Source organism: Erythrobacter sp. YT30, assembly GCF_001542875.1.
In the GTDB taxonomy this organism is placed as follows: domain Bacteria; phylum Pseudomonadota; class Alphaproteobacteria; order Sphingomonadales; family Sphingomonadaceae; genus Erythrobacter.
Genome location: NZ_LMAF01000002.1, coordinates 1,617,270 through 1,642,471, shown reverse-complemented (window position 1 = coordinate 1,642,471; position 25,202 = coordinate 1,617,270). Strand labels below are relative to the sequence as shown.

Genomic DNA, 25,202 nt, shown 5'->3' with positions numbered 1-25,202 from the left:
GGGCCCAGCGCTATCCGCCCTACCCCTTCCAAACGCGGCGATCCTCAGCGGCACGCAGGACCTCATAGCTTACCTGCAGCTTTTGAAATTCCTTGGCGGCTTCTTCATCGCCGGGTTTTACGTCAGGGTGAACCAGCTTTGCTTTTTGGCGATAGGCTTTCTTGATCGCATCGAAATCGGCATCGCTTTCCAGTTCAAGAACTTCCAGAGCGCGCATTTCATCGGCCGTCCGCGAACCATCGCCTGAACCCGCCCAGCCATAATGTGAAGCCTCTGCATAAGCGGCGCTTTCAGCGCGTTCCGCCTTTGCCCGTTCTTCCTTCTCTGCCTTTTCGAGACCTTCGAAATAATCCCACTTGGAATTGTATTCGGCCGCATGCTTTTGGCAGAAATACCATTTGTCTGGATTGTTGGGTGATTTTGGCGCGGGGCAAAGGCCCGGTTCATCGCAGCCGTGCCGATCGCATTCGCGCTGCGTTACCGCCTCTCGCGAAACGTCATATGATCGCCAGCGCGGAAAACCCCAATCATTGGAGCGCCGGTTTCCGCTCATGGCAGCACCGGTGTCGCGTGCAGAGATCGATGAGAAGCGTGCAGTGTCACGCTCGACAACGTAGGCGGCTCCATCGCGTTTTGAAAGGGTTGGATAATCAAAACCGTATCGGCGTCACGAATTTCTGGAACCAGTTGCAATTAAAAATGTTGCATTGCAATACTACGTTTACGAACCGTCGCTAAGGGGACGGTTCGATCAAAGGAACATCATGAGTCAGCAACTCGCCATTTCGAGCCTTTTCAGCGCAGCCGCCCTTGCGGCTTTGTGCGCGCTGACGGCTATGCACGATGCGGCTGCCACAGGTCAGACACCGGGCGCTGTTCTAAGCGGCCCGGTCCCCGTCTTCTCTGCCGAGATTAATTGATCAGAACGCTCGCCGCGCGGCGGTTTTGCGCCCATGCTTCTGCTGTTGAGGCCAGCGCCACAGGGCGCTCCTTACCATAGCTGACAGTTGTGATCCGATCAGCCGAAACGCCAAGGCTGACGAGATAGTTTTTCGCAGCATTCGCGCGCCTCTCTCCCAACGCAAGGTTGTATTCACGCGTTCCGCGCTCATCGCAGTGACCCTCAACCGTAAAGGTGAGCGAGGGATATTGCGCGAAGTATTGAGCTTGCGCCTGAAGCGCGGCGGCATCGGCTGAATCGATGTTGAAACGATCCGTGTCGAAATAGACGACCGTCGACTGGCCAACAGCATTGCGGAAGTGTTCCTGAGTGCCAGGCCCGGCAACGCTGGTGGTCGGGGTGGGCGCAGGCGTCTGGGCGGGTGCTGCCTCTGTCGGAGCAGCTGGCAGCTCTTCCGGCGCCTTCTTCGTGCAGGCAGCGGTGGCGCTGACAGAAACCAACAGGATGGCAGTAGCGAGCGTCTTATTCATCAAAGCTATCCTTTTCAGCAATTCTCGCCATTCGCGAGAACCAAGGGGGAAATAACACAACTTTTGGGCAAGAAACACAAAATCGATTAGGGACGGATTGGTCCCCATGCGGGATCAGATGCGTCTACGGGGGTTGGGAGACGGCGCTCATTTTGGCCTGTCAGGTCAACCTGCCAAAGATTCGACTTGCCCGAATTACGGGCCGTGCGGAAGAATTGAATGATCCGGCCGTTGGGTGCCCATGTCGGTGCTTCGTCTTGCCAGCCATTGGTCAGAACACGAAGGTTTCGCCCATTGGGCGACATGACCGCGACATTGAAATCACCTGCAATTCGAGTGAACGCAATTTGATCGCCGCGCGGGCTCCATTCAGGCGTTGCGCAGCGTCCGCCAAAGAAGGTGATGCGGCGCTGATTAGTGCCGTCGGCATTCATGATGTAGCATTGCTGCGATCCAGACCGGTCGCTTTCGAACACGATCCTGCTGCCATCAGGCGAATATGATCCGCCGATATCGATGCCGGGCGTGTCGGTCAGCCGTGTGATCCGTCCGCCTGTAACAGGCACACGATAGATGTCAGTGTTGCCGTTTACTGCCATCGAAAACAGAATGTGCTGCCCATCGGGCGCCCAGCGTGGGGCAAGCGTGGGGCTCTTGTTCTCTGTCACCAGAGTCTGGCTGCCGCGACCAATGTCATAGACATAGATGCGCGGGTTCCCATCGACGTAGGAGAGGTAGAGAATTTTCGAATAGTCAGGCGAATATCGCGGGGTAAGCGCGGTCGCGCTTCCCAGTGTCAGGAACCGGTGATTGGCGCCGTCTGAATCCATAACGGCGAGCCGTTTCACGCGGTTATCCTTTGGCCCCGTTTCCGCGATGTAGGCAATGCGGCTGTCAAAGAAGGGACTTTCACCCGTCAGCCGCGCATAGATGAGATCTGAACATTTATGCGCTGCTCGCCGCCAGTCGGCTGGGCGCACGACCCAGCCTTCGCGGATAAGCTCATCCTGAAGCGCAACGTCATAGAGATAACAGCCCACAACCAGCTTTTCATCATCGCGCGCGCGGACATAGCCGTGAACGAGCATTTCGGCCCCACGAGAGTTCCAAGTACTCCAGGATGGCGCCGTGATCTGCTGGAAGCGCGGCGATGGCAGGCTGTCCGGCCCTGTTGGTTTGAACAGGCCATTGTTGCGCAAGTTGCCCGTAATAACCCGCGCGATTTCCTGTCCCAGAGCGCCCGTTCCGCCCGAATTGGCAGGCGTTGAACGATCTGCATCGGTTGCGAACGCCGGGATTGCGATGCCGACATCGGAATAGTCGGTGTCATCTGTAACGGTGAATACAAGACCGCCATCCTCATCACCCGATCCATCAACGGTTGTCGTTTCAACCTCGCCCCCTTCGGCGACAGGTTCACCAAGATCAGAGTTTTGAGCTGCGGCTGCGAAACTCAATGACGCGGTCATCACGGCGGTTGCGAGTGTTAGAAATTTCATCGTGCAAGGTTCCTATCGAAGCTGAGCGCGCGGATCGACTTCCAGGCGTTGTAATACTCTTCGGGCAGGTCAAACGGTGCTGCAAGCCGCACGGCGCGCAGTGCGATTTCGGCATGGCGGCCCTTTTGCGCCTCATTGGCGGGGGTGACGCCTGTCTGGCGCACCACGCGCGGGCTGCCGTTCAATGAGCCATCGGGATTGAGCTGGAACGAAACGATCGTCACCAGTCTGTCTGCATCCGCACCGGTGGGCGCTTTCCCTGCCCAATGCGGGCGCAATTCGCGGATCATCTGCGACTGGATTGACGCCTTGGCACTCGGACCAATCTCATTTGCGGGAATGCGCGTTTCAGTGCTGGTTTGGGATGTGCCGGACCCTGGCAGGAAATCATCCCCGATCCTGTTTCCACCGCTATTTCGATCAGGGTTTGCCCGAGGCGATGTTGGGCTTGGACTGCGCGTTGGGCGCGGCGCAGGCTGGGAAGCGGCAGGCGTGCTGGCACTTCGAGAACTGGGCGGAGGCGGCGGTAGCGTATCGTCTTGAGGTGCGGGATCAATGTCCTGGGGCAAAGGCACTTCGCCAATGATTGGCGCTTCGGCAGCGGCAGCCTCGGCCACCGGATCAGGCGCAGTTGATTCAAGACTAACTTCAGTGGCTAGACTGACAGCGATACCTTCGTCTTCCGGGATCACATCAGGCTCGCGCACGGGCTGCAATACGAGAAGCGCCACGACGCCAACGTGCAAAATACCGGCCACCGCAAGGCCGATGCCGTCTTCCCTGCGCAAGGATGCTGATTGTGCCGCCGCTTGTGCCATCGTGCCTGTGGGCTACCTCTCGCAGCCTGAATCCAAGGTGACCGGAGATATCACGGCTCTGCCACCAGTTTGATATTGGTGAAACCAGCGCGGTTCAGCTCGCCCAAAACAGCCATGGTGCGCCCATAATCGACGCTGCGGTCCCCCCTGAAAACGATTACGGGCAACCGGCCATCAGAACCACGCTGTATTTGCGCGAGCGCTGCGGGAAAGCCGCCCAGTTCAACCTCGTCATTGTTGATGTAGATCGTGCCGCGTTCATTGACAGAAACCGTCACCTGTTCAGGATCCTGCTGCACGGGATTAGCCGCGCTTTCAGGCAATTCGATCGGCACGCCAACGGCAAGAAGCGGCGCTGTGACCATGAAGATAATCAGCAGAACCAGCATCACATCGACAAACGGGGTGACGTTAATTTCAGCCATAGGCGCGCGGCGTGACCGGCGGCCAGAGCGTTTGAAGGATGAGAGCGAGGCACCCATTATGCCTTATCCAGCTCGCGGCTCAATCCGGCATGGACTTTATCCGCAAACCGCTGAAGCTTTGCCTCATAGCGATCCACGCGGCCTGTAAAGCGGTTGTAGGCGATCACTGCTGGAATGGCTGCAAACAAGCCGATAGCGGTTGCAAATAGCGCCTCTGAAATGCCGGGCGCAACTACCGCAAGCGAAGAGCTTTCCTGCGCGCCGATCTGGAAAAAACTGTTCATGATGCCCCACACTGTGCCGAACAGGCCCACAAACGGGGCCACTGAACCGGTCGTCGCGAGAAAACCCAGCCGCCCGGACATTTCGTCAGCCTCTTCGGCGATCTGGCTTTCCATGGCAGCGCCAATTCGATCACGCGCCGCGTTTCGATCAATGCTGCCGCCGGACGTGGATCGCTTCCATTCATCCATGCCTGCGCCTGCCACGCGCGCAGCCGGGTTCTCGCGGCGGACCGATTTCGTCAGCATCCCTTCTCGATCACGTGTGTCCCAGAATTCATCCTGATACTCAGCAGCGCGTTTTTCGAGACCGCCGATGCGTAGCGAGAACGCAATGCTGATGGCCCAAACGGCAACACTCGCGACGATCAAACCTGCCATCACCGCCTGCACGACAATGTCGGCATCAAGGAATAGCTCGAGCGGATCGAGCCGCGTTGAGGCTTCACCAGAGACCGGCGTATCAAGAGCAACCTGCGTTGCAGCAATTATCGGGAGTAAGCTTGGGAGGCTGAAAGACACGGGGGCTGTGGTCCTTTGGAACTGTCAGGAATGCATGAATTCGTGAAAGGCATCGCGCCAGCTTTGCGGTTGGCGGCGCGGACGACCTTCGAGAGTGAGAAATCCCGCGCGAACCTGCGCCGTGACGAGGATATCGTCGCCACGCCGCGCGATCTGTTCCATCCGCACACTGGCGGCGGCAATCTGCGTCGCGGTGGTGGTGATGGTGACATCATCATCGAGCTTTGCTGGCGCCGCATATTTCAGGTTCATTTCGGTAACGGCATAGGCGCCCTCACCCGCTTCAATGGCGGCGCGTTGATCGATCTTGAGCAGGCGCAAAAGATCAGAGCGCGCGCGCTCAAACCAGCGCAGGTAATTGGCATGATAGGTAATTCCGGAAAGATCGGTATCCTCGTAATAGACGCGCACCGCGTAGAGGTGGCGCGAGCCATCAATCAGTCCGCCGGGAAGGTTCGGTTTAACCATCAGCTAATCAGTTAGCGTGGCCGGGAATCTCTGCATAGAGTCTGCTTGAGGATGTCCACCTGAATGAAGGATTAGGGGTGCGAGAGGCGCGGTGGAGTGAGGGAAAACCTAGCCTTTGTTCCAGATCATCGGGCCAAGCGGCTGACCGCCAAAGATATGGACATGGAGGTGTGGCACTTCCTGCCCGCCATGTGCGCCAATATTGGCAAGCAGGCGATATCCCGGCTCGACCAGGCCTCTTATCCGAGCAACTTCGCCAACCGCGCGCACAAACCCGCCGATCTCTGCATCTGATGCCTCGGCGCTGAAATCGTCCCAGCTGACATAACGCCCTTTGGGGATCACAAGCGTGTGAATTTCTGCTTGCGGATTGATGTCCTCAAACGCAAAGGCCCAATCGTCCTCATAGACCTTTTTCGATGGGATTTCGCCGCGCAGGATTTTGGCGAAGATGTTGTTATCATCATAAGGCTCGGTGGGATCAATCGGCATCGCCTATTCTCTTCTGCTGGCTTTTTCATCAAGACCTGAAAGCCCTTCACGCCGGGCAAGTTCACTGGTTACATCCTCAAGTGAGAGGCCGCGATTTTGCAGAAGAACCATCAGGTGAAACAACAAATCCGCCGCTTCTCCAGCCAGTTCCTTCGGCTCACCAGAAAGCGCAGCAATCACCGTTTCAGTCGCTTCCTCGCCCACTTTCTGCGCGATTTTTTCAACGCCCTTTGCGTTCAATTTGGCGACATAAGACTCATCTGGCGATGCACTGGCTCGCTCTGCTATGGTTGTTTCGAGGCGGGTCAGAATATCGCTCATGACGTGCGTTCTTTCCTCAAACCCCGCACGCTGGCAAGCCTGCTTCGCGCATATTAAACGCCTCGGGCGGGCAAGCCCGCCTCTCGAAGAGCCGCGTGCGCTTCGGCAATCGTGTGCGTGCCAAAATGGAAGATCGATGCGGCAAGAACAGCGCTCGCCCCACCATCTCGGACGCCTTCGACCAGGTGATCGAGTGTGCCAACACCCCCGCTTGCAATCACAGGAATGCTCACCTTGTCGCCAATTGTCCGGGTGAGTTCGAGATCATAGCCTGCCTTTGTGCCATCGCCGTCCATGCTTGTGACAAGCAGCTCACCAGCGCCAAGTTCGGCAACTTTTACCGCATATTCAACCGCATCAATGCCAGTCGGCTTGCGTCCGCCATGGGTGTAGATTTCCCACTTGGGTGGCTCTTCTCCCATTTGGGGCACCACGCTTCGCGCATCGACGCTTGCAACAACACATTGGCTGCCAAACTTGTGCGCGATTTCTGCCACCAGTTTGGGGCGCGCAACGGCGGCAGAATTGATTGCGACCTTGTCCGCACCAGCCAGCAAGAGCGCCCGCGCATCCTCGGCGCTGCGAACTCCGCCGCCGACTGTCAGCGGCATGAAGCAAACCTCAGCTGTCCGTTTGACGATATCGAGCAGCGTCCCGCGCCCTTCGTGACTGGCGGAGATATCGAGAAAGCACAGCTCATCCGCGCCTGCTTCATCATAAGCGCGAGCCTGTTCGACCGGATCGCCTGCATCCTTCAGATCGACGAAATTCACCCCTTTTACTACGCGCCCATCGGCGACATCGAGGCAAGGGATAACGCGGACGCGGACAGTCATTGGGTATTCTCTTGAGGACGTTGGATACTCATCTCGCAGGTCCCATCATCTTTCAACCCGCCCTCGCATTTGTCTTTGAGGAACATGGCAACAGGGATTGCCCACATAAAGCTAGCAAAGAACGCACCCGCCATGCCGAAGGCTAGTCCGTTGCTGCCAAAGCGAGGGCCTAGAAATTGAGCCACCAGCAAGGCCAAGCCTAAGAAGATCACGACATTGATAAGCGCGGTTTGAATTGTGCCAATGGTGATACCCGCAAGAAAGGTAAGACATAGAAAGAGAAAGCCCATCAGGCGCATGCGTTCATCATGCCTTCCCCGCCATCGCAATTGCCGCTGCAAGATCCAGTTTGCCCTCGTAAAGCGCACGGCCAGTTATCACGCCTTCGATCCCTTCATCAGCATGGAGCGAAAGAACGTGAATGTCATCGAGACCTTTTACACCACCGCTCGCGATGACGGGAATATCGACCTGCCGCGCCAACTCCAGAGTCGCGTCAATGTTTGCGCCTTTCAAAAGGCCATCGCGGCCAATGTCAGTGAATAGCAGCGAGGCAACGCCTGCATCCTCAAACCGCCGGGCGAGATCGACCACTGGGACATCCGAAACCTCCGCCCAGCCCTCGGTTGCGACCATGCCGTCTTTCGCATCAACTGCGACAACAATACCGCCTTCCCATTCCTTCGCCATGGCTTTGACAAAGTCAGGATTTTTGAGCGCCGCAGAGCCCATAACGACGCGCGCCACGCCAAGGTCAAACCATCCCTCGACAGCGCCCGCATCACGGATCCCACCACCCAATTGGACGTGACCGGGAAAACGTTCGACGATCGCCTGCACGGCCTCGCGATTGCGGCTCTCGCCTGCAAAGCTGCCATCAAGATCGACGACATGCAGATGATGCGCGCCAGTCTCGGCAAAGATCATCGCTTGGGCTGCCGGATCATCGCCATATACCGTCGCGCGGTCCATATCTCCTTCGGCGAGACGAACGACTTCGCCTCCCTTGAGGTCAATTGCAGGGAAGACAATCATGGCGTCCAATCCAGAAAGCGCTCGAGTGTAGCCAATCCATAGCTTTGGCTCTTTTCCGGGTGGAACTGCACGCCGAGCACATTGTCGCGCGCGACAACTGCCACCAATCCTTCTCCATGATCCGTCATGGCGGCCACATCGGCTGGATCGGAAGCGGCAAAATGATAGGAATGGAGGAAATAAGCCTCACCCTCCCCAATAACGCTGTGACTTCGCGCATGCGGCAGCATCGCGACATCGTTCCAACCCATATGCGGAACTTTGATGGCGGGATCAGTCGGTTCAAGCAAACGCACTTCGCCCGAAATCCATCCAAGCCCGCGCGTTACACCGTGCTCAAGCCCCCGGTCAGCCAGCAATTGCATGCCGACGCAGATACCAAGGAACGGCGCACCACCAACGTGCACGCGCTCGGTCATCGCTTCGATCATACCGGGGATGGCTTTCAACCCTTTGGCGCACGCCTTGAAAGAGCCAACCCCTGGAAGAACGATCCGGTCAGCCGCGCGCACCGTGTTGGCGTCGGTTGTGACTTTGACCTTGGCTCCAACGGCCTTGAGCGCATTGTGCACCGAATGCAGATTGCCCGCGCCATAATCGACGAGAGCGACAACCTCACCCACCAAGCTGTCCTTTCGTACTCGGGATTGCGCTTCCTTTGCGCGGATCGCGTTCGACCGCCACACGCATTGCGCGGGCAAAGCCTTTGTAGATCGCTTCGCAGATATGGTGATTATTGGTGCCGTAAAGCAGCTCAATATGTAGGGTGATACCCGCCGACTGCGCGACCGAATGAAACCAGTGCTCGATCAATTCCGTGTCCCATTCGCCTAGCTTTTCCTGAGTGAAACCGGCTTTCCAGACGAGGAAAGGACGCCCCGAAATATCGAGTGCGACGCGCGCTAGAGTTTCATCCATTGGAGAATACGCAGCGCCATACCGGCCAATTCCGGCTTTCTCGCCCAAAGCATCGCTTAACGCCTGACCCAGAGCAATAGCAGAATCCTCGGTCGTGTGGTGCTGGTCAACATGCAGATCACCATCCACTTTCATAGTGACGTCAATCAGCGAATGCTTCGAAAACTGTTCGACCATGTGATCCAGAAAGCCAATCCCGGTCGAGATATCATATGCGCCCGTGCCGTCGAGATTGACGCTAATGTCGATCTTCGTCTCGGCAGTGTTGCGGGCAACGGAGCCGGTGCGCGGCTGATTGGGGGCAGGCTGTGTCATAACTCCTCGCGCTATAAGCGGCTCACCATACCATGCAAGCGGACACTGCGCGGCTACTTTGCCCATTTTCGGCGGGTATCCGGCCCCGTTGTTCGATGACCCTACGTCACGCAACCCCGGATTACTGCCATGAAAGCCTTGACCAAGAGGCCAAGCATGGTCACTTCTTTATTCACCATGAGCGAAGAAACGCCCGACAGTCTAATCCCGTACGACGAGATCGTGCAGGAAGCCTTGCGCGCCGTAGTGGGCCGTGTTTTGGGCGAGATTGAGAGCGGCGGCGGTGAACTCCCTGGCAATCACCACTTTTACATCACTTTCAAGACGAGCGCTCCGGGTGTTTCCATCCCGCAGCATCTGAAAGAGCGTTTCCCCGATGAAATGACCATCGTGCTCCAAAACAAGTTTTGGGAACTCGAAGTGCGCGATACTGGTTTCTCTGTCGGGCTGTCATTCAATCAGATCCCTGCCAAGCTTGAAGTGCCGTTTGCGGCCATCACGGCTTTTGTTGATCCGGCGGTCGACTTTGGACTTCAGTTTCAGGCAGCTGTCGATGACATCGCGCCCGAAACGCATGATGAGGCCGAAAATGACGGTAGCGATAGTGGTGACCACCCCGATGGCGGCGACAGCGATGGGTCAAACGTCGTATCGATCGATTTCGGCCGCAAGAAGTAATGCGGGGCCTTCGGGCTTATGAGCAAGCGCAAATCGAAAGCTAAGAAACGCGAGGTCGATGCTGACGACAAAAAGCACGAACGCGCCTCAATCCCCATGCCTAGCACTAACCCGGCCACCAATGCGATCATTGCAGGATTGCTGATCAAAGGTGCAGGCCGCGTGCTTTTATCGGAATTGGAAAAGCGCATGATCATAAAGGCCTACGATCCGGAAAAAGCGCGCGAATTAATCGATGGCCGCACGGTCGTGACGAGCATTGCGCTTTACGGCGCGAGCAAACTGGCAGCCCGCTCCGTCCCCGGCCTTGCGATTGTGGCCGGCGGAATGCTGGTCAAATCGCTGTATGATCGTGGGCGTAGCGTTCAGCAGGCCAAGCGCGCGAAGCAGGCTAGGTCCAAGGCCTGATTTGGTTCTCAACTGCGTAAATCCAGTTCATTCGCTCTTGATTTCACAGCGTGCATTGCCCCATCGGACCCTATGACCGGGCAACCCATCACTCCCCCCTTGCAGACCAATACACTGAAACGACGCGGGTTGTTGTTCATCCTGTCTTCGCCATCGGGTGCGGGCAAAACCACACTCTCGCGAATGCTTCTGGAAGCCGACAATCACGTCGAAATGTCGGTTTCAGCAACCACGCGCGCACCGCGGCCGGGGGAACAGGACGGGGTCCACTACCACTTCGTATCTGATGCTGAATTTGATCGCATGATCGAAGAGGATGATTTCTACGAATGGGCCGAAGTGTTTGGCCATCGCTATGGCACGCCTAAGGGCGCCATTCGCAACGCTTTGAAAGAAGGCCGTGATTTCCTGTTCGACATTGACTGGCAGGGCACGCAGCAACTCTATCAAAAGGACGCGCAAGATGTTGTCAGCGTCTTTATCCTTCCGCCAAGCCTTGACGAGTTGCGCCGCCGCCTCGAAGCGCGTGCGCAGGATTCAGCGACAGTAATTGACGCGCGTATGGAGCGTGCACGGGCTGAAATCAGCCACTGGGCCGAATACGACTATGTCGTCATCAATGACGATGTGGAGGAATGCTTTGCCCGAGTATGCGAAATTCTGGACGCAGAGCGGATGCGCAGAACACGGCAAACCGGGCTCATCCCGTTTGTCCGCGAATTGATGGGCTAGTCGCTATTCAGCGCCGCCCGGATCGTTGAAGACGGCCGGCAAAGCCGCATTCACAATGCCACCATCGACCGTGACGGTGTCGCCGACAATGTAATCGCCTGCACGGCTGCACAGATAAATGGCTGCCGCTGCCATATCTTCCTTTGTCCCGATCCGCTTTGCAGGGATCAGGGCAGCGGCGGCATCGGGAGCATTCTTTGCCGACTGGTTCATTTCGCTGACAAATGCGCCCGGCGCGATGGACGTGACGATGATGTTGTCCTGAATAAGCCGCGCTGCCATGCGCCGTGTGAGTTGGATCACTGCGGCTTTCGATGCCTGATAGGGATAGGTTTCCCACGGATTGATACGCTGCCCATCGATCGAAGAGACATGAATCACCTTCGCCGGATGATCCCCCTTGCCCGCAGCAACCAGTAGATCGTGCAGTTTTTGTGTCAGGAAGAACGGCGTTTTGACATTCAGATCCATCGTGCGGTGCCAGCCCGCTTCGCTAAATTCGAGATAATCCTGCCCCCACGCAGCACCCGCATTATTGATAAGGATATCAAGCTTGTCTTCGCGTTTCGCCATTTCATCCGCAAGATGCTGGATGCCGTCCATTTGGCTGAGGTCGGCGGGGATGCCGATGACTTTGTCTTCGCCAAATTCTTTGATGGTCGCTTCCATCTGCTCGACCTTGCGCGCCGATATATAGACACGCGCGCAGCCTGCGGCGAGCAGGCCTTCTACGAACATCTTGCCGATCCCTCGGCTGCCGCCGGTCACAAGGGCGATACGACCGTCTAGGCCGAAGAGCGATTGAATATCCATGTCGTAAATCTCCGCCCCTCCCGCCAAGGGGAGGGGAGACCAAATTAGTACCCGCTCATTTCCGCCACGCGATTGGCGTGGAAGTACGCATCGCCGAGAAACTCCTGCAAAGCCCGATCGCGCTTCATATAGAGGCCGATATCGTATTCGTCGGTCATCCCAATACCGCCATGCATCTGCACGCCTTCCTTGACGGCAAGACCAGCGGATTTGGCGACTTTCGCCTTTGCAACCGAGCTCATCAATTCAGCGCTTTCGGCACCCGCATCCAGCAATTGCTGAGCCTTGATGACCGCAGCGCGCGCGATTTCGACCTCTGAATAGAGATGACTGGCGCGGTGTTGCAGGGCCTGGAATTCACCGATCAACGTGCCGAATTGCTTGCGCTGCTTAAGGTAGTCGATGGTCATATCCATCGCGCCGCTGGCAACGCCAATACCTTCAGCCGCTGCGCCCACGCGGCCAGCCGTGAGCATGGAATTGAGGATGTCGCGGCCGGCATCGACTTCGCCGATCACGGCATCGCCATCCAGTTCAACGCCGTCAAATTTGATATGCGAGGCAACCGAGCTGTCGACGAGGCGAACTGGGTCCTGGCTAATACCACTCGCGTCCTTGGGCACGGCAAAGAGCGTTACGCCGTCATTGTCTTCATCACCGCCAGATGTGCGAGCCGCAACGACCAGCATGTCCGCGCTTGCGCCCTGAATGACGAATGTCTTGGCACCATTAAGTTTAAAACCATTGCCCGATTTTTCGGCCCGCGTCGTGATGCGCCCAGGGCGGTGTTTGGCCGTCTCGTCAATTGCCACGGCGAACACGCTTTCGCCTTCGATAAGGCCGGGAAGATAGCGCCCCTTCATCTCGGCAGAGCCATGCTTCAACGCTGTCGCGGCAAGCACGGAGGAAGTAAGGAATGGCGACGGCGTCAGATTGCGACCGATCTGCTCGAGCACAATGCCCGCTTCGACATGCCCCATGCCAAGGCCGCCGTCATCCTCGTCCACGAGCATTCCCGTAAAGCCCATTTCCGCCATCTGCTTCCACAACGCATGGCCAAATCCATCGGGGCAATCGCGATCACGCCAGTGACGTAGTTGTTTCGCGATATTACCTTCATCGGCCATGAAGCTGGTTGCGGTGTCGGCCAGCATCGCCTGGTCTTCATCGTGATACAGGGGCATTTCGGGTGTCCTCTCCCAAGGTCAAAAGAATGGCGGGCCGCCTCGTTTTGGTAAGAGGCGGCCCGCTGATATGTGCAAGACTGATTTACGAACCCGGCAATTCGAGAATGCGTTTCGAAATCACGTTGAGCATGATTTCTGAAGTTCCGCCCTCAATCGAGTTCGCTTTGGTGCGAAGCCAATTACGCGATGGTTTGCCGCCATCTGTCTCTTCGCTTTCCCATTCAAGGCTGCGCGAACCGCCGGCTGTCATCATCAATTCGTGACGCCGTTTGTTGAGTTCGGTGCCAGCGTATTTCATCATGTTGGGCTGCGCGGGGTGCGCTTTTCCGACCTTGATCTCGTCGAGGAATTTCTCCCCCATCGCGCCATAGGCAAGCGCATCGACATCAAACATGGCGAGCTCTGCGCGCAGGACCGGATCGATTTCATCGCCCGTTTTGGCTGCGTGACGCTTCATCGCTGCACCGATTGCCGAAGTGCGATCACCGCCACCTGCGCCCGAAATCATCTCGCGCTCATGGCCGAGGAGGTATTTTGCCACGTCCCAGCCGCGATTGATTTCGCCCACATAGGCGGGAATGCCCTCGCCATAAGATTTGGGCACTTTCACATCGTCAAAGAAAGTTTCGCAGAACGGCGAATTGCCGCTGATCAGCTTGATCGGCTTAGTTGACGCGCCTTCGCTTTCCATATCGAACAGCATGAACGTTATGCCACGATACTTGTCTTCCTTGTCGGTGCGAACGAGGCAGAAGATCCAGTCGCACTGGTCAGCATAGGACGTCCAGACTTTCTGACCGTTGACGACCCAGTGGTCCCCTTTGTCTTCGCCGAATGTTTGCAAGCTGACGAGGTCAGAGCCTGAGCCGGGCTCTGAATAGCCCTGACACCAGCGAATTTCGCCGCGCGCAATCTGACCAAGGAAGTGCTTCTTCTGTTCTTCGGTGCCGAATTTGAGAAGCGCTGGGCCGAGCATCCAAATGCCGAATGAGCTAAGCGGCGGGCGCGCATTGATGCGGCCCATCTCTTCACGAAGTACCTTGGCCTCGGCTGGCTCCAGACCCGCACCGCCATAAGCTTTTGGCCAAGCAGGAACGGTGTATCCCTTCTCAAGGCACGCCTCGAACCACGCCTTTTGCGCGTCATTTTTGAAAGTCGCGTTGCGGCCGCCCCAATAGACGTCCTCTTCATCGCGAACGGGTTCGCGCATTTCAGCCGGGCAGTTCGCCTCAAGCCAGGATCGCGTTTCGCTGCGGAATGTTTCCAGATCGGTCATGATGCCGACTCTCCTCTCAATTGCTCCCACTTGACGCTTACGTTATCGTCATTTCACCCACTCCTGCAAGCGCTCATCCGCACTGAGTTTCGGTTTCGCCGCTCCTCATGCCATGCCGTAGCGTCAGCGAATTTCTGGAAAGGCCGACATTGACGAAACACCGCGCAACTCTAGGCTAAGCGCCAAGGTTTGGGAGAACCAGCATGACGGGATTCGCGATAGTCTTGAACGCCAAAGGCGGCGCTGAATGAGCTTTGTCGAAGGCAAGCTGCCCATGCGTTTGAAGCTGATCCACGGCTTCGGCGCGGTCGCGTTCGGCGTGAAAGACGGCGGCTTCCTGTTCTTCCTGCTGTTCTATTACAGCCAAGTCCTGGGAATGGATGCGGGGCTCGTCGGGCTTATCCTTCTTGGTGCATTGCTGGTCGATGCCTTTATCGATCCGATCATCGGATATCTGTCGGATCGCACCTACACGCGCTGGGGAAGGCGTCTGCCGTGGCTTTATGCAGCGCCCATACCGCTCGCGTTTTTCTGGATCATGCTGTGGTCACCCCCCGGCGGGGAAGCGCCCAGCGCGCTGGGCCTGTTCGGCATCATGGTCGCAGTAAGGATCCTGCTGTCGGCCTGCGAAGTGCCCGCCGTTAGCCTCGTCCCGGAAATAACGAACGATTACACCGAACGCACCACGCTTTTCCGCTATCGATACTTGTCGGGCTGGATGGGCGGCATCCTGATGATGATCCTTGCCTACACGGTCTTCATGCCGGGCGAGAATGGGCTGCTTCAGCAAGAAGGCTATCCCGCATTCGGAACATTCGGAGCGATCTTAATGGTGGTCGCAACATTGGGGTCAGCGATAGGCCAGCACCAAATCGTCGCGCATCTGCCCGAAACAAAGCCGTCACCATTCAGCCTCAGCGAAGCGTTTGGCGAGATAAAGGAAGCTTTCAGCGAAAAAGCATTTCTGATTTTCGCAGCCGGGGGATTGGCAGCATACATCAGCCAAGGGATGACCTTTTCCATATCGAACTATCTCAACCTGTATGTCTGGCAATTGGACAGGGTATCCTTTGACTGGGCACCAGCATGGCTGAATGGTTTGACCGCTTATCCCATCATCCTTGCCATCTCTGTTATCGGGATGTTCTTGATCGTGGGGCCGATGCATGAACGGTTTGGCAAGCCTAAAAGCGCCCTTATCAGCGCGATCGTTGCGATCATTCTTGGCCTTGCGCCTTATGGCCTATTCCTCGCCGGTTTCTGGCCTGAAATTGCTAGCCTTTCATCGACCGCGCTCTATTATACGTTCGTGATTTTCGCGAATATGTTTGGCGTCGTCATCATGATTTCTGCATCGTCCATGATCGCAGAAATCGTCGAAGCTTTTGAAGAGCGCACAGGTCGCCGGGCGGAGGGTTCGTTCTATTCCGGCAATTGGCTGGTACAAAAATGCGCAACCGGTCTTGGCGCGTTTTTGACCGGGCAAATCGTCGCCATTTCGCAATTGGAACAAGGGGCGGACCCCGTCACGACTGACCCGCAAATTGTGACCACCATGATCATCTGTTTTGCTGTTGCAACGACGGTATTGGGTCTGCTCGCCGCGTTCTGGCTCGGCCGGTTCCCGATCAGCCGTGAGCAGCATGAAGAACGGCTTGCCCGGATGGCTTCCGGCAAGCGCGCTGGAATGGCGACCTAGACGCAAATTGCACAAATGAGAGCTTGGCGGGTGTCGTTCGCTCTGCCACGGTCTCGCCCGAAGAATCAAACGGGATTGAACGAGAAGAGGATCATCGAGATGGATTTTGAACCAACCGAACGTCAGGTTTATTGGCGTGACCGCGTGCGCGATTTCATTGCCAAGGAAGTGCGCCCCAATGTCAGCGTCTACGACGAACAGGACATGGCGGGTGAGCGTTGGAAAGTGCTCCCTATCGTCGAAGAGACCAAGGCCAAAGCCAAGGAAGCCGGCATCTGGAACCTGTTCATGCCACCGCGCAATGACAGCCATCATCATGTCGATGACTCATACGAATTCGAAGGGCCCGGCCTCACAAACCTTGAATATGCACTGTGCGCTGAAGAGATGGGCCGCATTGGCTGGGCATCGGAAGTCTTCAACTGCTCCGCACCCGATACGGGGAACATGGAAGTGTTCCACCGCTATGGTACGCGCGAGCAAAAGGACCAATGGCTAACCCCGTTGATGAATGGCGAAATTCGTTCCGCCTTCTTGATGACAGAGCCTTTCACGGCGAGTTCTGATGCCACCAATATCGAAACCCGTATTGAGCGGGACGGCGATGAATATGTCATCAATGGCCGCAAATGGTGGTCATCGGGCCTTGGCGATCCGCGCTGCAAGATCGCGATTGTCATGGGCAAAACCGATTTCGAAGCCAAGCGCCACGCGCAGCAATCAATGGTCCTGATGCCAATTGACACGCCCGGCGTGAACATCCTGCGGCACCTGCCCGTCTTCGGTTATGACGATGCACCGCACGGCCATATGGAAGTTGAGATGAAGGACGTGCGCGTCCCTGTCACCAACATGCTGCTTGGTGAAGGACGCGGATTTGAAATCGCGCAAGGGCGCCTTGGCCCGGGCCGTATCCACCACTGCATGCGTACCATCGGTTGCGCGGAAGAAGCTCTGGAGCGGATGTGCAAACGCCTGCAAGAGCGCGAAGCGTTCGGCAAGCCAATCTACAAGCATTCGGTTTGGGAAGAGCGCGTGGCGCAAGCCCGGATCGATATCGATATGACGCGCCTTCTCTGCCTCAAGGCCGCCGACATGATGGACAAGGTCGGCAACAAGGCTGCGAAACAGGAAATCGCGATGATCAAGGTGCAGGCCCCCAACATGGCGCTGCGCATCATTGACGATGCAATTCAGGCGCATGGCGGCGGCGGCGTGAGCGAGGATTACGGCCTTGCGCGCATGTACGCCAACCAGCGCACTCTGCGCCTCGCCGATGGTCCTGACGAAGTTCACGCTCGCTCTATTGCGCGCATGGAATTCGGAAAGCACCTGCCCAATGAAGGCCCAACTGCCAATGCGCTGCGTGGGGGCGGAGTCGGCGATGCGGCCAATGATGGCGGCATGTCATCGGGCGATATCGGCGTAGCGCGTTAATCGCGTACACCGCTTAGAGAGGGGAAAGCATGGCGAAGGCAGCCATCCTGGAGAAACCGGGCGAAGGGCTGGTGATCGGCGATATCGAAGTCGCCGATCCCATGCCGCACGAAGTTCTGATCGACACCAAGGCGTGCGGCCTGTGCCATTCCGACCTTCATTTTATTGACGGCCATTACCCGCACCCATTGCCCTGCATTCCGGGGCATGAGGCGGCAGGCGTTGTCCGTGCGGTCGGCTCTGAAGTCAAAACGGTGAAGCCGGGTGATCACGTCGTCTCCTGCCTCAGCGCGTTTTGCGGAACCTGCGAATTCTGCGTGACAGGGCGAATGGCACTATGCCTTGGCGGCGCAACCCGGCGCGGCAAGACAGATGCTCCGCGCATGACACGCTCTGGTGGTGAGCCCGTCAATCAAATGCTCAATCTATCCTCGCTTTCAGAACAGATGCTCATCCATGAAAACGCGTGTGTTTCGATCGATAAGGATATGCCACTTGATCGCGCCGCGGTCATCGGATGCGCTGTCACGACGGGTGCTGGCACGATATTCAACGCCTGCAAGGTGACACCGGGCGAGACTGTGCTTGTTGTGGGCTGCGGCGGCGTGGGATTGGCCACGATCAATGCAGCCAAAATCGCAGGCGCGGGCAAGGTGATTGCCGCTGATCCGCTGCCTGAAAAGCGTGAACTCGCAAAGGTTCTGGGCGCATCGCACACAGTCGATGCCATGGCCGATGATGTCGTCCAGCAGATCATGGAAATCTCTGGTGGCGGCGTTGATTGGGCGATCGAAGCTGTTGGCCGTCAGGCTTCGGCCGATCTTGCCGTCGCAGCACTGCGCCGGGGCGGCACAGCCGTGATCCTCGGCATGATGCCCTTGGATTGCAAAGTCGGCCTTGGCGCTATGGACCTCCTCGGAGGCAAGAAACTGATGGGCGCAATCATGGGGATGAACCACTTCCCCGTCGATCTACCGCGTCTCGTTGATTTCTACATGCGCGGTCTCCTTGATCTCGACACCATCATTGCCGAGAGGATCGGCCTTGAGGATGTGAATGCGGGCTTTGATAAAATGCGCGAAGGGAGCCATGCGCGCAGCGTGGTGATGTTTGACTGATGCCAGAAAACACGATGAACATTGATTTCGACAAGGAAATGGTCGGCACCGTTGCTGTCGAGGAGCGGGACAAGCTCGATCTTGAAGCGCTAACAGCATGGTTCGAAGCCAATGTTGAAGGGTTTGCGGGCCCCATCAGCTACACCAAGTTCAAAGGCGGCCAATCCAACCCAACCTATAAGATCGAAACACCGGCGACAAACTACGTCCTTCGGCGCCAGCCTTTTGGTAAGCTGCTTCCCTCTGCCCATGCCGTGGATCGGGAATATAAGGCGATGACGGGCCTTTATCCGACTGGTTTCCCCGTTCCGCGCACGTATGGCCTTTGCGAAGATCCGGAGGTCATCGGTTCGAAATTCTTCGTGATGAGCATGGCCGATGGCCGTTCGCTTTGGAATGGTGCTCTGCCAGGGATGCAGCCTGCTGAACGCCGAGAGATTTACAACGCGCTGATCGATACGATGGCCGATCTGCACCTTAATAAGCCGGACGAAATCGGCCTTGGTGATTTCGGCAAACCAACCGATTATTGCGCGCGGCAAATCTCTCGCTGGTCAAAGCAATACAAGCTTTCTGAAACCGAGCATCAACCCAAGATGGAGCGGCTGATTGAATGGCTTCCCGAAACGATCCCGCCCCAGCATGGATCAAGCGTCGTCCATGGCGATTACCGGCTCGACAACGTGATCTTCGCGCATGATGAGCCGCGCATTATCGCGGTGCTCGATTGGGAATTGTCGACACTCGGCGATCCGATTGCCGATTTCAGCTATCTCATGCTCAACTGGTACAACCCCGCAGATGGGCGTGCTGGTCTGATGGGGCTCGATCTGGAGGACCTGGGCATTCCCTCGAAGGATGAAGCAGTCGATCGCTATGTTGCGCGCACTGGTTATCCAGTCCCGCCAATGGATTGGTACTTCGCGTACAACCTCTTCCGGCTTGCAGGGATCATGCAAGGCATCAAAAAGCGCGTGATCGACGGCACTGCCTCATCTGCGCATGCCAAGCAGATGAGCGAACGCGTCGCGCCTCTGATTGAAAACGCCTACAATTTCGCCAAAGCAGCTGGGATGCCGGAGTAGCACCCGGAGAAAACACTCCTAAAACGAAGCGTCGAACCTGATCACAGCGCCCACATCATCAGGGGCGGCTGAGAAATGACCGGGTTCGCTGCGATAGAACACGCTGGCCGATGCAAAGCCAAACAGGAACGGTGATCCCCATGCAAGTTCGCTCATGATCTCGCGACCTGTGGGTGTCAGCGAGAGGCGCTGGCGACCCAGGATCGGGCTTTCTGTCGCGTAATCGTAAGCGACCGGAAGCTCAAGATTCAGCCCGCCTCCGCTGACACGCAAGGGCTGACTGAGACGAAAGCCGAGACTGTCGGCCATCGTAAAGTTGCCACGCCTGCTGAGATCAAGCGACCAGCCTTGCGTCCAAAGTTGCGAGCCAGAGCCGACGAGCGAGCCTGCTCGCGGTCGAGTAAAGCCGTTGCGCAAGGAGCCCCCAAGCTGCCAGTTAGGCACGAAGTTATAGCTCGCCTCACCATCGACAAATAGAGTGTCGGCGCCAGTGATGCCGAACGCCGAGTTGAAATGCGAACCAAGCAGAGTGCCGTCTTCCTGTAGCCATGTCAGCGCGACATTGGTTTCGAGCGCTCCAAATTTGCGATCACCTGCGAGGCTGAAACTCGACATCGGGCGGCGTTCGCGAAGGCCGGGCAAGATATCGTTGGCCTGACGCTCACTGCCGAGCCAGGCGCGTCCGCTTTCCGCAGAAACCGTAAGACCCCATTCGCCAATCTGATGGCGTGCAGCAAAGGCGAGATCGCTGCTTTCAAGGAAGCCTGCATCATTCCCAGCACTAGGCGCGATTGCAAACGCGGGTCTGTCCGCACCTTGCATTTGAGCGACGAGACTTTTGGCGCTTTGCGAAATCGCAAAACCTAGCTGCAAATCAGGAGCAATCTTTGCCGCAGCCCGCGCTGCCAAAACCCGAGCGCCAATCGCATCTTGCGACGACAATTGCAGATCACGGGCCCAATTCAGGCCGCCTGCAAGCGGCCCCTTGCCGACTGTCACTGCCAAAGACAGGCCATCCAAATTGGCGGCTTGGGTAAATCCGCCGCGCTGAACCGCGCCGCGCAGGCGTTGAACCTGAGCAGCACTGCGCGACCGAGCGCCAAAATCAACGTTGTAAGCGCGATCATACCGATCAAGCACGATGGTGCTCAAACTCGCACCTGTCAGCGCATCACCCATCGCCGCAGAACCAATGGCGAAATCATCGGTAAGTGCGAGAACTGTTCCAGTGCTTGCAAGCGAAGTTGTCCCCTGCGGCGCGATTGCTGCTGCGATGTCGAGAATGCCGGTCCCAAACACCTCATCTGTACCTGCCGCCCCCGCATCGCGAGCAGTGTCGAGTAGGATTTCAACAATCTCGGTCGCTTCAAGGTTTGGAAATGCCTGCGCAAGGAGCGCGACAGCGCCGGCCACCTGCGGCGCCGCAAAACTGGTGCCGGAAAAGAGCGTGACAAACTGCTGGCCATCGATGTTCTCGACGAATAGCTCGCCCTCATCGTAGACGCAGCAAATACGCTCTCCGCGCGCGGTCAAATAGGAACTAGCGAAATTGCCGGCCCGGTTGCTGAAATCTGAAATTTCCCCCTGATCATCGACCGATCCGACGATGATCACATTACCATTGCCTGCGGTCAAAAGGCTCGATGCAAACGGATCGGGCTGATCAGGATCAATCCCCGGCTCGGACCCATCGCCCCCATTTCCAGCTGCCACAACAACCACGATGCCAGCATTAGCTGCCCTTGCAATCGCATTCCGGAGGGATTGTGATGCCCCTCCCCCGCCAAGACTGAGGTTAATAACGGTGGCGCCTGTCGAGATCGCCAGATCGACACCACTCGCGATGTCGCGATCATCAAAACTGCAATCAAGATTGGCATTTTGCGGAGTGTCCGCACCGCAACTGCCGACACTGTCTGCGCGAATGGCCAGCACCTGACTGTCGAAAGCGATGCCCAAAATACCAGTATCGTCGCGTCCGCCTGCGGCGACCAATGATACGTTTGTCCCGTGGTCATCTTCGGGAGTGACGGGCCGATTGCTGACTACATCAGCCGAATTAGGGTGAACGCGGCCCATAAATTCAGGGCTGTCTTCATCGATCCCTGTATCGATAACCGCAATGATCTCGCCCGCGCCGGTAAAGTTCTGTTGCCAGGCCTCATCGGCGCCATGGAAGGCCGGGCCATCAGAGCGCCGGAACTCCTGCGTGTTGAAATTGGTCGGCGGTGGTGGGGGAGGTGGTGGCGGTGGAGGTGGAGGCGGTGGAGGGGGCGGTGGGATCGACGCCACACCGGCGCCGCCTCCACCGCCGCCGCCGCAGGCCGTCAACGCTGCGCATGCAACAGCTGCCGCCACAACTTTCCATCGGATTGGAGCGTTGGCATCAGGTGTAATCAAAGAATTTTCATCGCTGGAGTGCGGAGGGTGCTGGCGCATGACTGTTTATCCTCTTCGCGGTCCTCCTAAGTTTCAGGTTTAAGTTTAAGCTTAACGCGCTGACAAGGGGCAACCCATAACGCCGCCATTTTGGACGCTGTCCTGCGACAAATTGGGGACAGCACGGTGCGCACTTGCTGCAATGCGCTTGGATCGCTAGGCGCACTGACATCATTAGAAAGCCATCGGAAAGCTCCATGACCGAGACATTGATCGCGCAAATCGAAGAAGCCTGGGAAAATCGTCAGGAAGTGACGCCTGGCAGTGATGTGCGCCATGCGGTCACTGACGCTCTTGCCATGCTCGACAGCGGTGAAGCACGCGTAGCGGAGCCGACTGGCGATGGCAGTTGGAAAGTGAACCAGTGGCTCAAAAAAGCGGTGCTGCTGTCATTTCGCCTCAATGATAACCGTTTGATGCCCGACGCGTGTGCAGGCGAAGCGGCGTTTGACAAGGTGCCTATCAAGTTTGCCGGGTGGGGCGAAAATCGCTTCCGAGATGCTGGATTTCGCGCAGTCCCCGGTGCTGTTGTCCGTCGGGGCAGCTTTATTGGCCAAGGTGCGGTCCTGATGCCCAGCTTTGTCAATATTGGGGCCTATGTCGATGAAGGAACCATGGTCGATACGTGGGCGACCGTTGGATCATGTGCACAGATTGGCAAGAATGTGCACATTTCTGGTGGCGCAGGGATCGGCGGTGTGCTTGAGCCGCTTCAGGCAGAACCCGTCATTATCGGCGATGGCGCGTTTATCGGTGCGCGCAGCGAAGTTGCCGAAGGTGTGCGCGTTGGCGAAGGGGCTGTTCTTTCGATGGGCGTCTACCTTGGTGCCTCAACAAAGATTGTCGATCGCGCCACGGGTGAAGTGCATATGGGCGAGGTGCCGCCTTACGCCGTGGTCGTCCCCGGGACCCTGCCTGGCAAGCCTTTGCCCGACGGATCGCCTGGTCCTTCGCTTTATTGCGCCGTCATTGTGAAGACTGTGGATGCACAGACGCGTTCGAAAACCGGGATAAACGACTTATTGCGCGACTAACCCTCAAAAACTAGGAACAGGCGAGCAATCGCGCCGTTAATGGCGTACACTCAGGTAAAATGGATGGGACCCATGTCAGACAATCAAGACGAAATTCACATTGAAGATGACGATGCCCGCGCGGCACAGACCACCGGCCATATGCGCTATGTGCTGGGGATTGGCCTTGTCATCGCTGTTATCGCTATGAGCGCCGTTTGGATTATTCCCGCACTCTGGGGATAGGTTCCGGCAATATTGGAACCAGTTTAGCTGACTATCCATTTCTGTCTCGATAACCCTAAGACAGCACAATCAATAAACATAGCGTTTGACGCCTAGTGTTTGCTTGAGTTCGTGCTTTGGCGAAGGAAATGGACAGTGAAAGCAAAAAGCAAAGCGCAGCAGCAAGCAGCCGGAGCAGCGCTCGCGGCGAAACGAGGCGAGGCTCAAAAGTCTGACCTCGAAGGCGCTTCGATCGAAATGTATGAAAGCATGTCCGAAGAAGAGCTTGAAGAAATGGCGTCTACACCGCGCGATGATCTGCCGGAAACTGCCGATTGATTAGCGCCAGAGGTTCTATTCAGCCTCTGGTATCAGCGTTTCGATGGCAGGTTGGCTCCGCAGACTGCTAGAAACGCGCTCTGCATCGCGCAGCACGCGGATCGCATTGCGGCTCGAAATGAGTTCCATTTCGACCTGCGAATAGCCGCGCCGAGATAACTCGGCGAAAAGCGCTGGATAGCCGGCCACATCTTCAAAACCCACGGGCCCTATCGGCATCCCGTCAAAATCGGCGCCGATGCCGATAGCCTCAATGCCCGCGACGGATTTGATGTGATCGATATGATCGGCCATGTGGCTGATCATGGTTTCGGGTGTGGGATTGGCTTCATCCCATTCGGCCATTGCAGACGTCACGATGTCTGGCTGCCCACGAAAAAGTGACTTCAGCCGAGCTTCTTCAGCCGATCGCGAAGCAAACCATTCACGCTCAGCATCGTTTAGAAAACCGGGCAACGCGACCACCATCACAATTCCGCCATTCTGTGGCAGCTTCTCAAGCACACTGTCAGGCACATTGCGCGCATGACCATTAATCGCGCGCGCGCCGGAATGGCTGAAGATGACAGGAGCAGTTGCCACTTCGAGCGCATCCAGCATGGTCTCTTCGCTAACGTGGCTGAGATCAACGAGCATACCGATCCGGTTCATTTCACGCACTACATCGCGGCCAAAATCACTAAGGCCTCCGTGCTTGGGATCATCGGTCGCGCTGTCTGCCCATGGCGTGTTCGAATTGTGCGTTAGCGTCATGTATCGGGCACCCAGAGCATACATCTGGCGAAGCACGGCGAGGCTTGACCCAATCGAATGGCCACCCTCCATCCCGATCAGTGAAGCAATGCGGCCCTCTGCCATCGCAATTTCGACCTGATCCGCTGTCAGTGCGAGCGCAAGATCATCGGGGTACTTCGCGATCAGACGCTTGGTTATATCTATCTGCTCCATCGTCATCTTCACCGCTTCGGGTTCAGGTAAGCGAAACGGGACATAGACCGACCAATACTGAGCCCCAACCTTTCCTGTTCTCAAACGGGCGATGTCGGTATGCATGGCGTTCCTGCCGCTTTCCTCATCCGCCGTCCCGCTAGTGTCAGTGAAGTCGAAATTCACCAATTGATTGTCGAACCGAGCGCGGATCTGAATTGGCACATCGTTGTGGCCATCGAAAACGGGAGCTGCATCCAATGCTGCGTTGGCCGCTGCGATATCAGGATCGATTCTTTCGGAAGCGGTGTCGTCCTGAGCGTGAACGGGCACGAACCCGAGGGCAGTCGCAGCAAGCATCAAAGCGGCACGTTGCATCATCAAGCAGTCCTCCGATAGAGATATGCCATGGTGGATAGCGCGGCCGATCTCATAGAACAATTGCAGGTTTCCCACCCAGCAAGG

General features: G+C 57.0%; 30 protein-coding genes. 11 read left to right on the top strand and 19 right to left on the bottom strand.

What is annotated here, in order from left to right; all coding sequences use genetic code 11:
- Positions 1–19: 19 nt before the first annotated feature.
- The gene (locus AUC45_RS12630; RefSeq protein ID WP_067603141.1) at positions 20–553 is read right to left on the bottom strand and encodes a J domain-containing protein; all 534 of its coding nucleotides are present in this window, start codon (positions 551–553) and stop codon (positions 20–22) included.
- Between the two features lie 211 nt (positions 554–764).
- On the opposite strand from AUC45_RS12630, the gene AUC45_RS12625 reads away from it, so the two are divergent.
- Complete coding sequence (locus tag AUC45_RS12625; RefSeq protein WP_156423845.1) at positions 765–920, top strand: hypothetical protein; 156 nt, start codon at positions 765–767, stop codon at positions 918–920.
- On the opposite strand, the gene pal is transcribed toward AUC45_RS12625, so the two are convergent.
- From pal to hisB, 13 genes are all read right to left on the bottom strand, one after another.
- The gene (gene pal, locus AUC45_RS12620; protein ID WP_067603136.1) at positions 913–1,431 is read right to left on the bottom strand and encodes a peptidoglycan-associated lipoprotein Pal; all 519 of its coding nucleotides are present in this window, start codon (positions 1,429–1,431) and stop codon (positions 913–915) included. The genes AUC45_RS12625 and pal overlap by 8 nt on opposite strands.
- A gap of 86 nt (positions 1,432–1,517) precedes the next feature.
- The gene (gene tolB / locus AUC45_RS12615) at positions 1,518–2,930 is read right to left on the bottom strand and encodes a Tol-Pal system beta propeller repeat protein TolB (protein ID WP_067603133.1); all 1,413 of its coding nucleotides are present in this window, start codon (positions 2,928–2,930) and stop codon (positions 1,518–1,520) included.
- Complete coding sequence (locus tag AUC45_RS12610) at positions 2,927–3,748, bottom strand: hypothetical protein (RefSeq protein ID WP_067603130.1); 822 nt, start codon at positions 3,746–3,748, stop codon at positions 2,927–2,929. Before AUC45_RS12610 ends, tolB begins: the two co-directional genes overlap by 4 nt.
- A gap of 50 nt (positions 3,749–3,798) precedes the next feature.
- Complete coding sequence (locus tag AUC45_RS12605) at positions 3,799–4,230, bottom strand: biopolymer transporter ExbD (RefSeq protein WP_067603127.1); 432 nt, start codon at positions 4,228–4,230, stop codon at positions 3,799–3,801.
- Positions 4,230–4,946: a protein TolQ gene (gene tolQ / locus AUC45_RS12600; RefSeq protein WP_369815249.1), complete on the bottom strand. Its 717-nt coding sequence runs from the start codon at positions 4,944–4,946 to the stop codon at positions 4,230–4,232. The genes AUC45_RS12605 and tolQ overlap by 1 nt, the downstream gene beginning before the upstream one ends.
- A 54-nt stretch (positions 4,947–5,000) precedes the next feature.
- Positions 5,001–5,444: a YbgC/FadM family acyl-CoA thioesterase gene (locus AUC45_RS12595; protein ID WP_067603123.1), complete on the bottom strand. Its 444-nt coding sequence runs from the start codon at positions 5,442–5,444 to the stop codon at positions 5,001–5,003.
- 108 nt (positions 5,445–5,552) lie between these two features.
- Positions 5,553–5,936 carry a histidine triad nucleotide-binding protein gene (locus AUC45_RS12590; protein WP_067603120.1) on the bottom strand — a complete coding sequence of 128 codons (384 nt, stop codon included), beginning with the start codon at positions 5,934–5,936 and terminating at the stop codon, positions 5,553–5,555.
- A gap of 3 nt (positions 5,937–5,939) precedes the next feature.
- Positions 5,940–6,257 carry a phosphoribosyl-ATP diphosphatase gene (locus AUC45_RS12585; RefSeq protein ID WP_067603116.1) on the bottom strand — a complete coding sequence of 106 codons (318 nt, stop codon included), beginning with the start codon at positions 6,255–6,257 and terminating at the stop codon, positions 5,940–5,942.
- A gap of 53 nt (positions 6,258–6,310) precedes the next feature.
- Positions 6,311–7,093 (bottom strand): imidazole glycerol phosphate synthase subunit HisF, encoded by a 783-nt coding sequence (hisF, locus tag AUC45_RS12580; protein ID WP_067603113.1) that lies wholly within the window; start codon positions 7,091–7,093, stop codon positions 6,311–6,313.
- Entirely contained in the window at positions 7,090–7,392 is a 303-nt protein-coding gene (locus AUC45_RS12575; protein WP_067603110.1) for a hypothetical protein, read from the bottom strand. The genes hisF and AUC45_RS12575 overlap by 4 nt, the downstream gene beginning before the upstream one ends.
- A 7-nt stretch (positions 7,393–7,399) precedes the next feature.
- A complete protein-coding gene (gene hisA, locus AUC45_RS12570; RefSeq protein ID WP_067603107.1) occupies positions 7,400–8,128 on the bottom strand; it encodes a 1-(5-phosphoribosyl)-5-[(5-phosphoribosylamino)methylideneamino]imidazole-4-carboxamide isomerase in 729 nt (242 codons plus the stop codon).
- Positions 8,125–8,751, bottom strand: coding sequence for an imidazole glycerol phosphate synthase subunit HisH (hisH, locus tag AUC45_RS12565; protein ID WP_067603104.1), 627 nt, complete (start codon positions 8,749–8,751; stop codon positions 8,125–8,127). Before hisH ends, hisA begins: the two co-directional genes overlap by 4 nt.
- Positions 8,744–9,361: an imidazoleglycerol-phosphate dehydratase HisB gene (gene hisB, locus AUC45_RS12560; protein ID WP_067603101.1), complete on the bottom strand. Its 618-nt coding sequence runs from the start codon at positions 9,359–9,361 to the stop codon at positions 8,744–8,746. The genes hisH and hisB overlap by 8 nt, the downstream gene beginning before the upstream one ends.
- A gap of 177 nt (positions 9,362–9,538) precedes the next feature.
- Here hisB and AUC45_RS12555 point away from each other — a divergent pair, with 177 nt between their 5' ends.
- The 3 genes from AUC45_RS12555 to gmk all read left to right on the top strand — a co-directional run bounded on the left by AUC45_RS12555 (position 9,539) and on the right by gmk (position 11,179).
- Positions 9,539–10,039: an SspB family protein gene (locus AUC45_RS12555; protein WP_067603098.1), complete on the top strand. Its 501-nt coding sequence runs from the start codon at positions 9,539–9,541 to the stop codon at positions 10,037–10,039.
- A gap of 18 nt (positions 10,040–10,057) precedes the next feature.
- Positions 10,058–10,447, top strand: a complete 390-nt coding sequence (locus AUC45_RS12550) for a hypothetical protein (RefSeq protein ID WP_067603095.1) — start codon at positions 10,058–10,060, stop codon at positions 10,445–10,447.
- 72 nt (positions 10,448–10,519) lie between these two features.
- Positions 10,520–11,179 carry a guanylate kinase gene (gmk, locus tag AUC45_RS12545; RefSeq protein WP_067603093.1) on the top strand — a complete coding sequence of 220 codons (660 nt, stop codon included), beginning with the start codon at positions 10,520–10,522 and terminating at the stop codon, positions 11,177–11,179.
- A gap of 3 nt (positions 11,180–11,182) precedes the next feature.
- On the opposite strand, the gene AUC45_RS12540 is transcribed toward gmk, so the two are convergent.
- From AUC45_RS12540 to AUC45_RS12530, 3 genes are all read right to left on the bottom strand, one after another.
- Positions 11,183–11,992, bottom strand: a complete 810-nt coding sequence (locus tag AUC45_RS12540; RefSeq protein ID WP_067603090.1) for an SDR family oxidoreductase — start codon at positions 11,990–11,992, stop codon at positions 11,183–11,185.
- Between the two features lie 44 nt (positions 11,993–12,036).
- Positions 12,037–13,176: an acyl-CoA dehydrogenase family protein gene (locus tag AUC45_RS12535; protein WP_067603088.1), complete on the bottom strand. Its 1,140-nt coding sequence runs from the start codon at positions 13,174–13,176 to the stop codon at positions 12,037–12,039.
- Between the two features lie 85 nt (positions 13,177–13,261).
- Positions 13,262–14,455 (bottom strand): acyl-CoA dehydrogenase family protein, encoded by a 1,194-nt coding sequence (locus AUC45_RS12530; protein ID WP_067603086.1) that lies wholly within the window; start codon positions 14,453–14,455, stop codon positions 13,262–13,264.
- Positions 14,456–14,702: 247 nt separating this feature from the next.
- Between AUC45_RS12530 and AUC45_RS12525 the strand changes: the two genes are divergently transcribed.
- The 4 genes from AUC45_RS12525 (at position 14,703) to AUC45_RS12510 (ending at position 19,794) form a co-directional block, all read left to right on the top strand.
- A complete protein-coding gene (locus AUC45_RS12525) occupies positions 14,703–16,154 on the top strand; it encodes an MFS transporter (protein WP_067603083.1) in 1,452 nt (483 codons plus the stop codon).
- A 99-nt stretch (positions 16,155–16,253) separates the two neighbouring features.
- The gene (locus AUC45_RS12520; protein WP_067603079.1) at positions 16,254–17,591 is read left to right on the top strand and encodes an acyl-CoA dehydrogenase family protein; all 1,338 of its coding nucleotides are present in this window, start codon (positions 16,254–16,256) and stop codon (positions 17,589–17,591) included.
- Positions 17,592–17,620: 29 nt separating this feature from the next.
- Positions 17,621–18,709 carry a Zn-dependent alcohol dehydrogenase gene (locus AUC45_RS12515; RefSeq protein WP_067603076.1) on the top strand — a complete coding sequence of 363 codons (1,089 nt, stop codon included), beginning with the start codon at positions 17,621–17,623 and terminating at the stop codon, positions 18,707–18,709.
- 14 nt (positions 18,710–18,723) lie between these two features.
- The gene (locus AUC45_RS12510) at positions 18,724–19,794 is read left to right on the top strand and encodes a phosphotransferase family protein (protein ID WP_067603915.1); all 1,071 of its coding nucleotides are present in this window, start codon (positions 18,724–18,726) and stop codon (positions 19,792–19,794) included.
- Positions 19,795–19,812: 18 nt separating this feature from the next.
- Here the strand turns inward: AUC45_RS12510 and AUC45_RS12505 are convergent, their stop codons facing one another.
- Complete coding sequence (locus tag AUC45_RS12505; protein WP_082701117.1) at positions 19,813–22,233, bottom strand: S8 family peptidase; 2,421 nt, start codon at positions 22,231–22,233, stop codon at positions 19,813–19,815.
- Positions 22,234–22,430: 197 nt separating this feature from the next.
- Here AUC45_RS12505 and dapD point away from each other — a divergent pair, with 197 nt between their 5' ends.
- From dapD to AUC45_RS12495, 3 genes are all read left to right on the top strand, one after another.
- Positions 22,431–23,267 carry a 2,3,4,5-tetrahydropyridine-2,6-dicarboxylate N-succinyltransferase gene (gene dapD, locus AUC45_RS12500; RefSeq protein ID WP_067603072.1) on the top strand — a complete coding sequence of 279 codons (837 nt, stop codon included), beginning with the start codon at positions 22,431–22,433 and terminating at the stop codon, positions 23,265–23,267.
- 72 nt (positions 23,268–23,339) lie between these two features.
- The gene (locus tag AUC45_RS15905; protein ID WP_197409565.1) at positions 23,340–23,492 is read left to right on the top strand and encodes a hypothetical protein; all 153 of its coding nucleotides are present in this window, start codon (positions 23,340–23,342) and stop codon (positions 23,490–23,492) included.
- 135 nt (positions 23,493–23,627) lie between these two features.
- Positions 23,628–23,810: a DUF3008 family protein gene (locus AUC45_RS12495; RefSeq protein ID WP_067603069.1), complete on the top strand. Its 183-nt coding sequence runs from the start codon at positions 23,628–23,630 to the stop codon at positions 23,808–23,810.
- 15 nt (positions 23,811–23,825) lie between these two features.
- On the opposite strand, the gene AUC45_RS12490 is transcribed toward AUC45_RS12495, so the two are convergent.
- On the bottom strand, positions 23,826–25,115 hold the full coding sequence (locus AUC45_RS12490; RefSeq protein WP_067603911.1) for a dipeptidase: 1,290 nt from the start codon (positions 25,113–25,115) through the stop codon (positions 23,826–23,828).
- Positions 25,116–25,202: the final 87 nt, after the last annotated feature.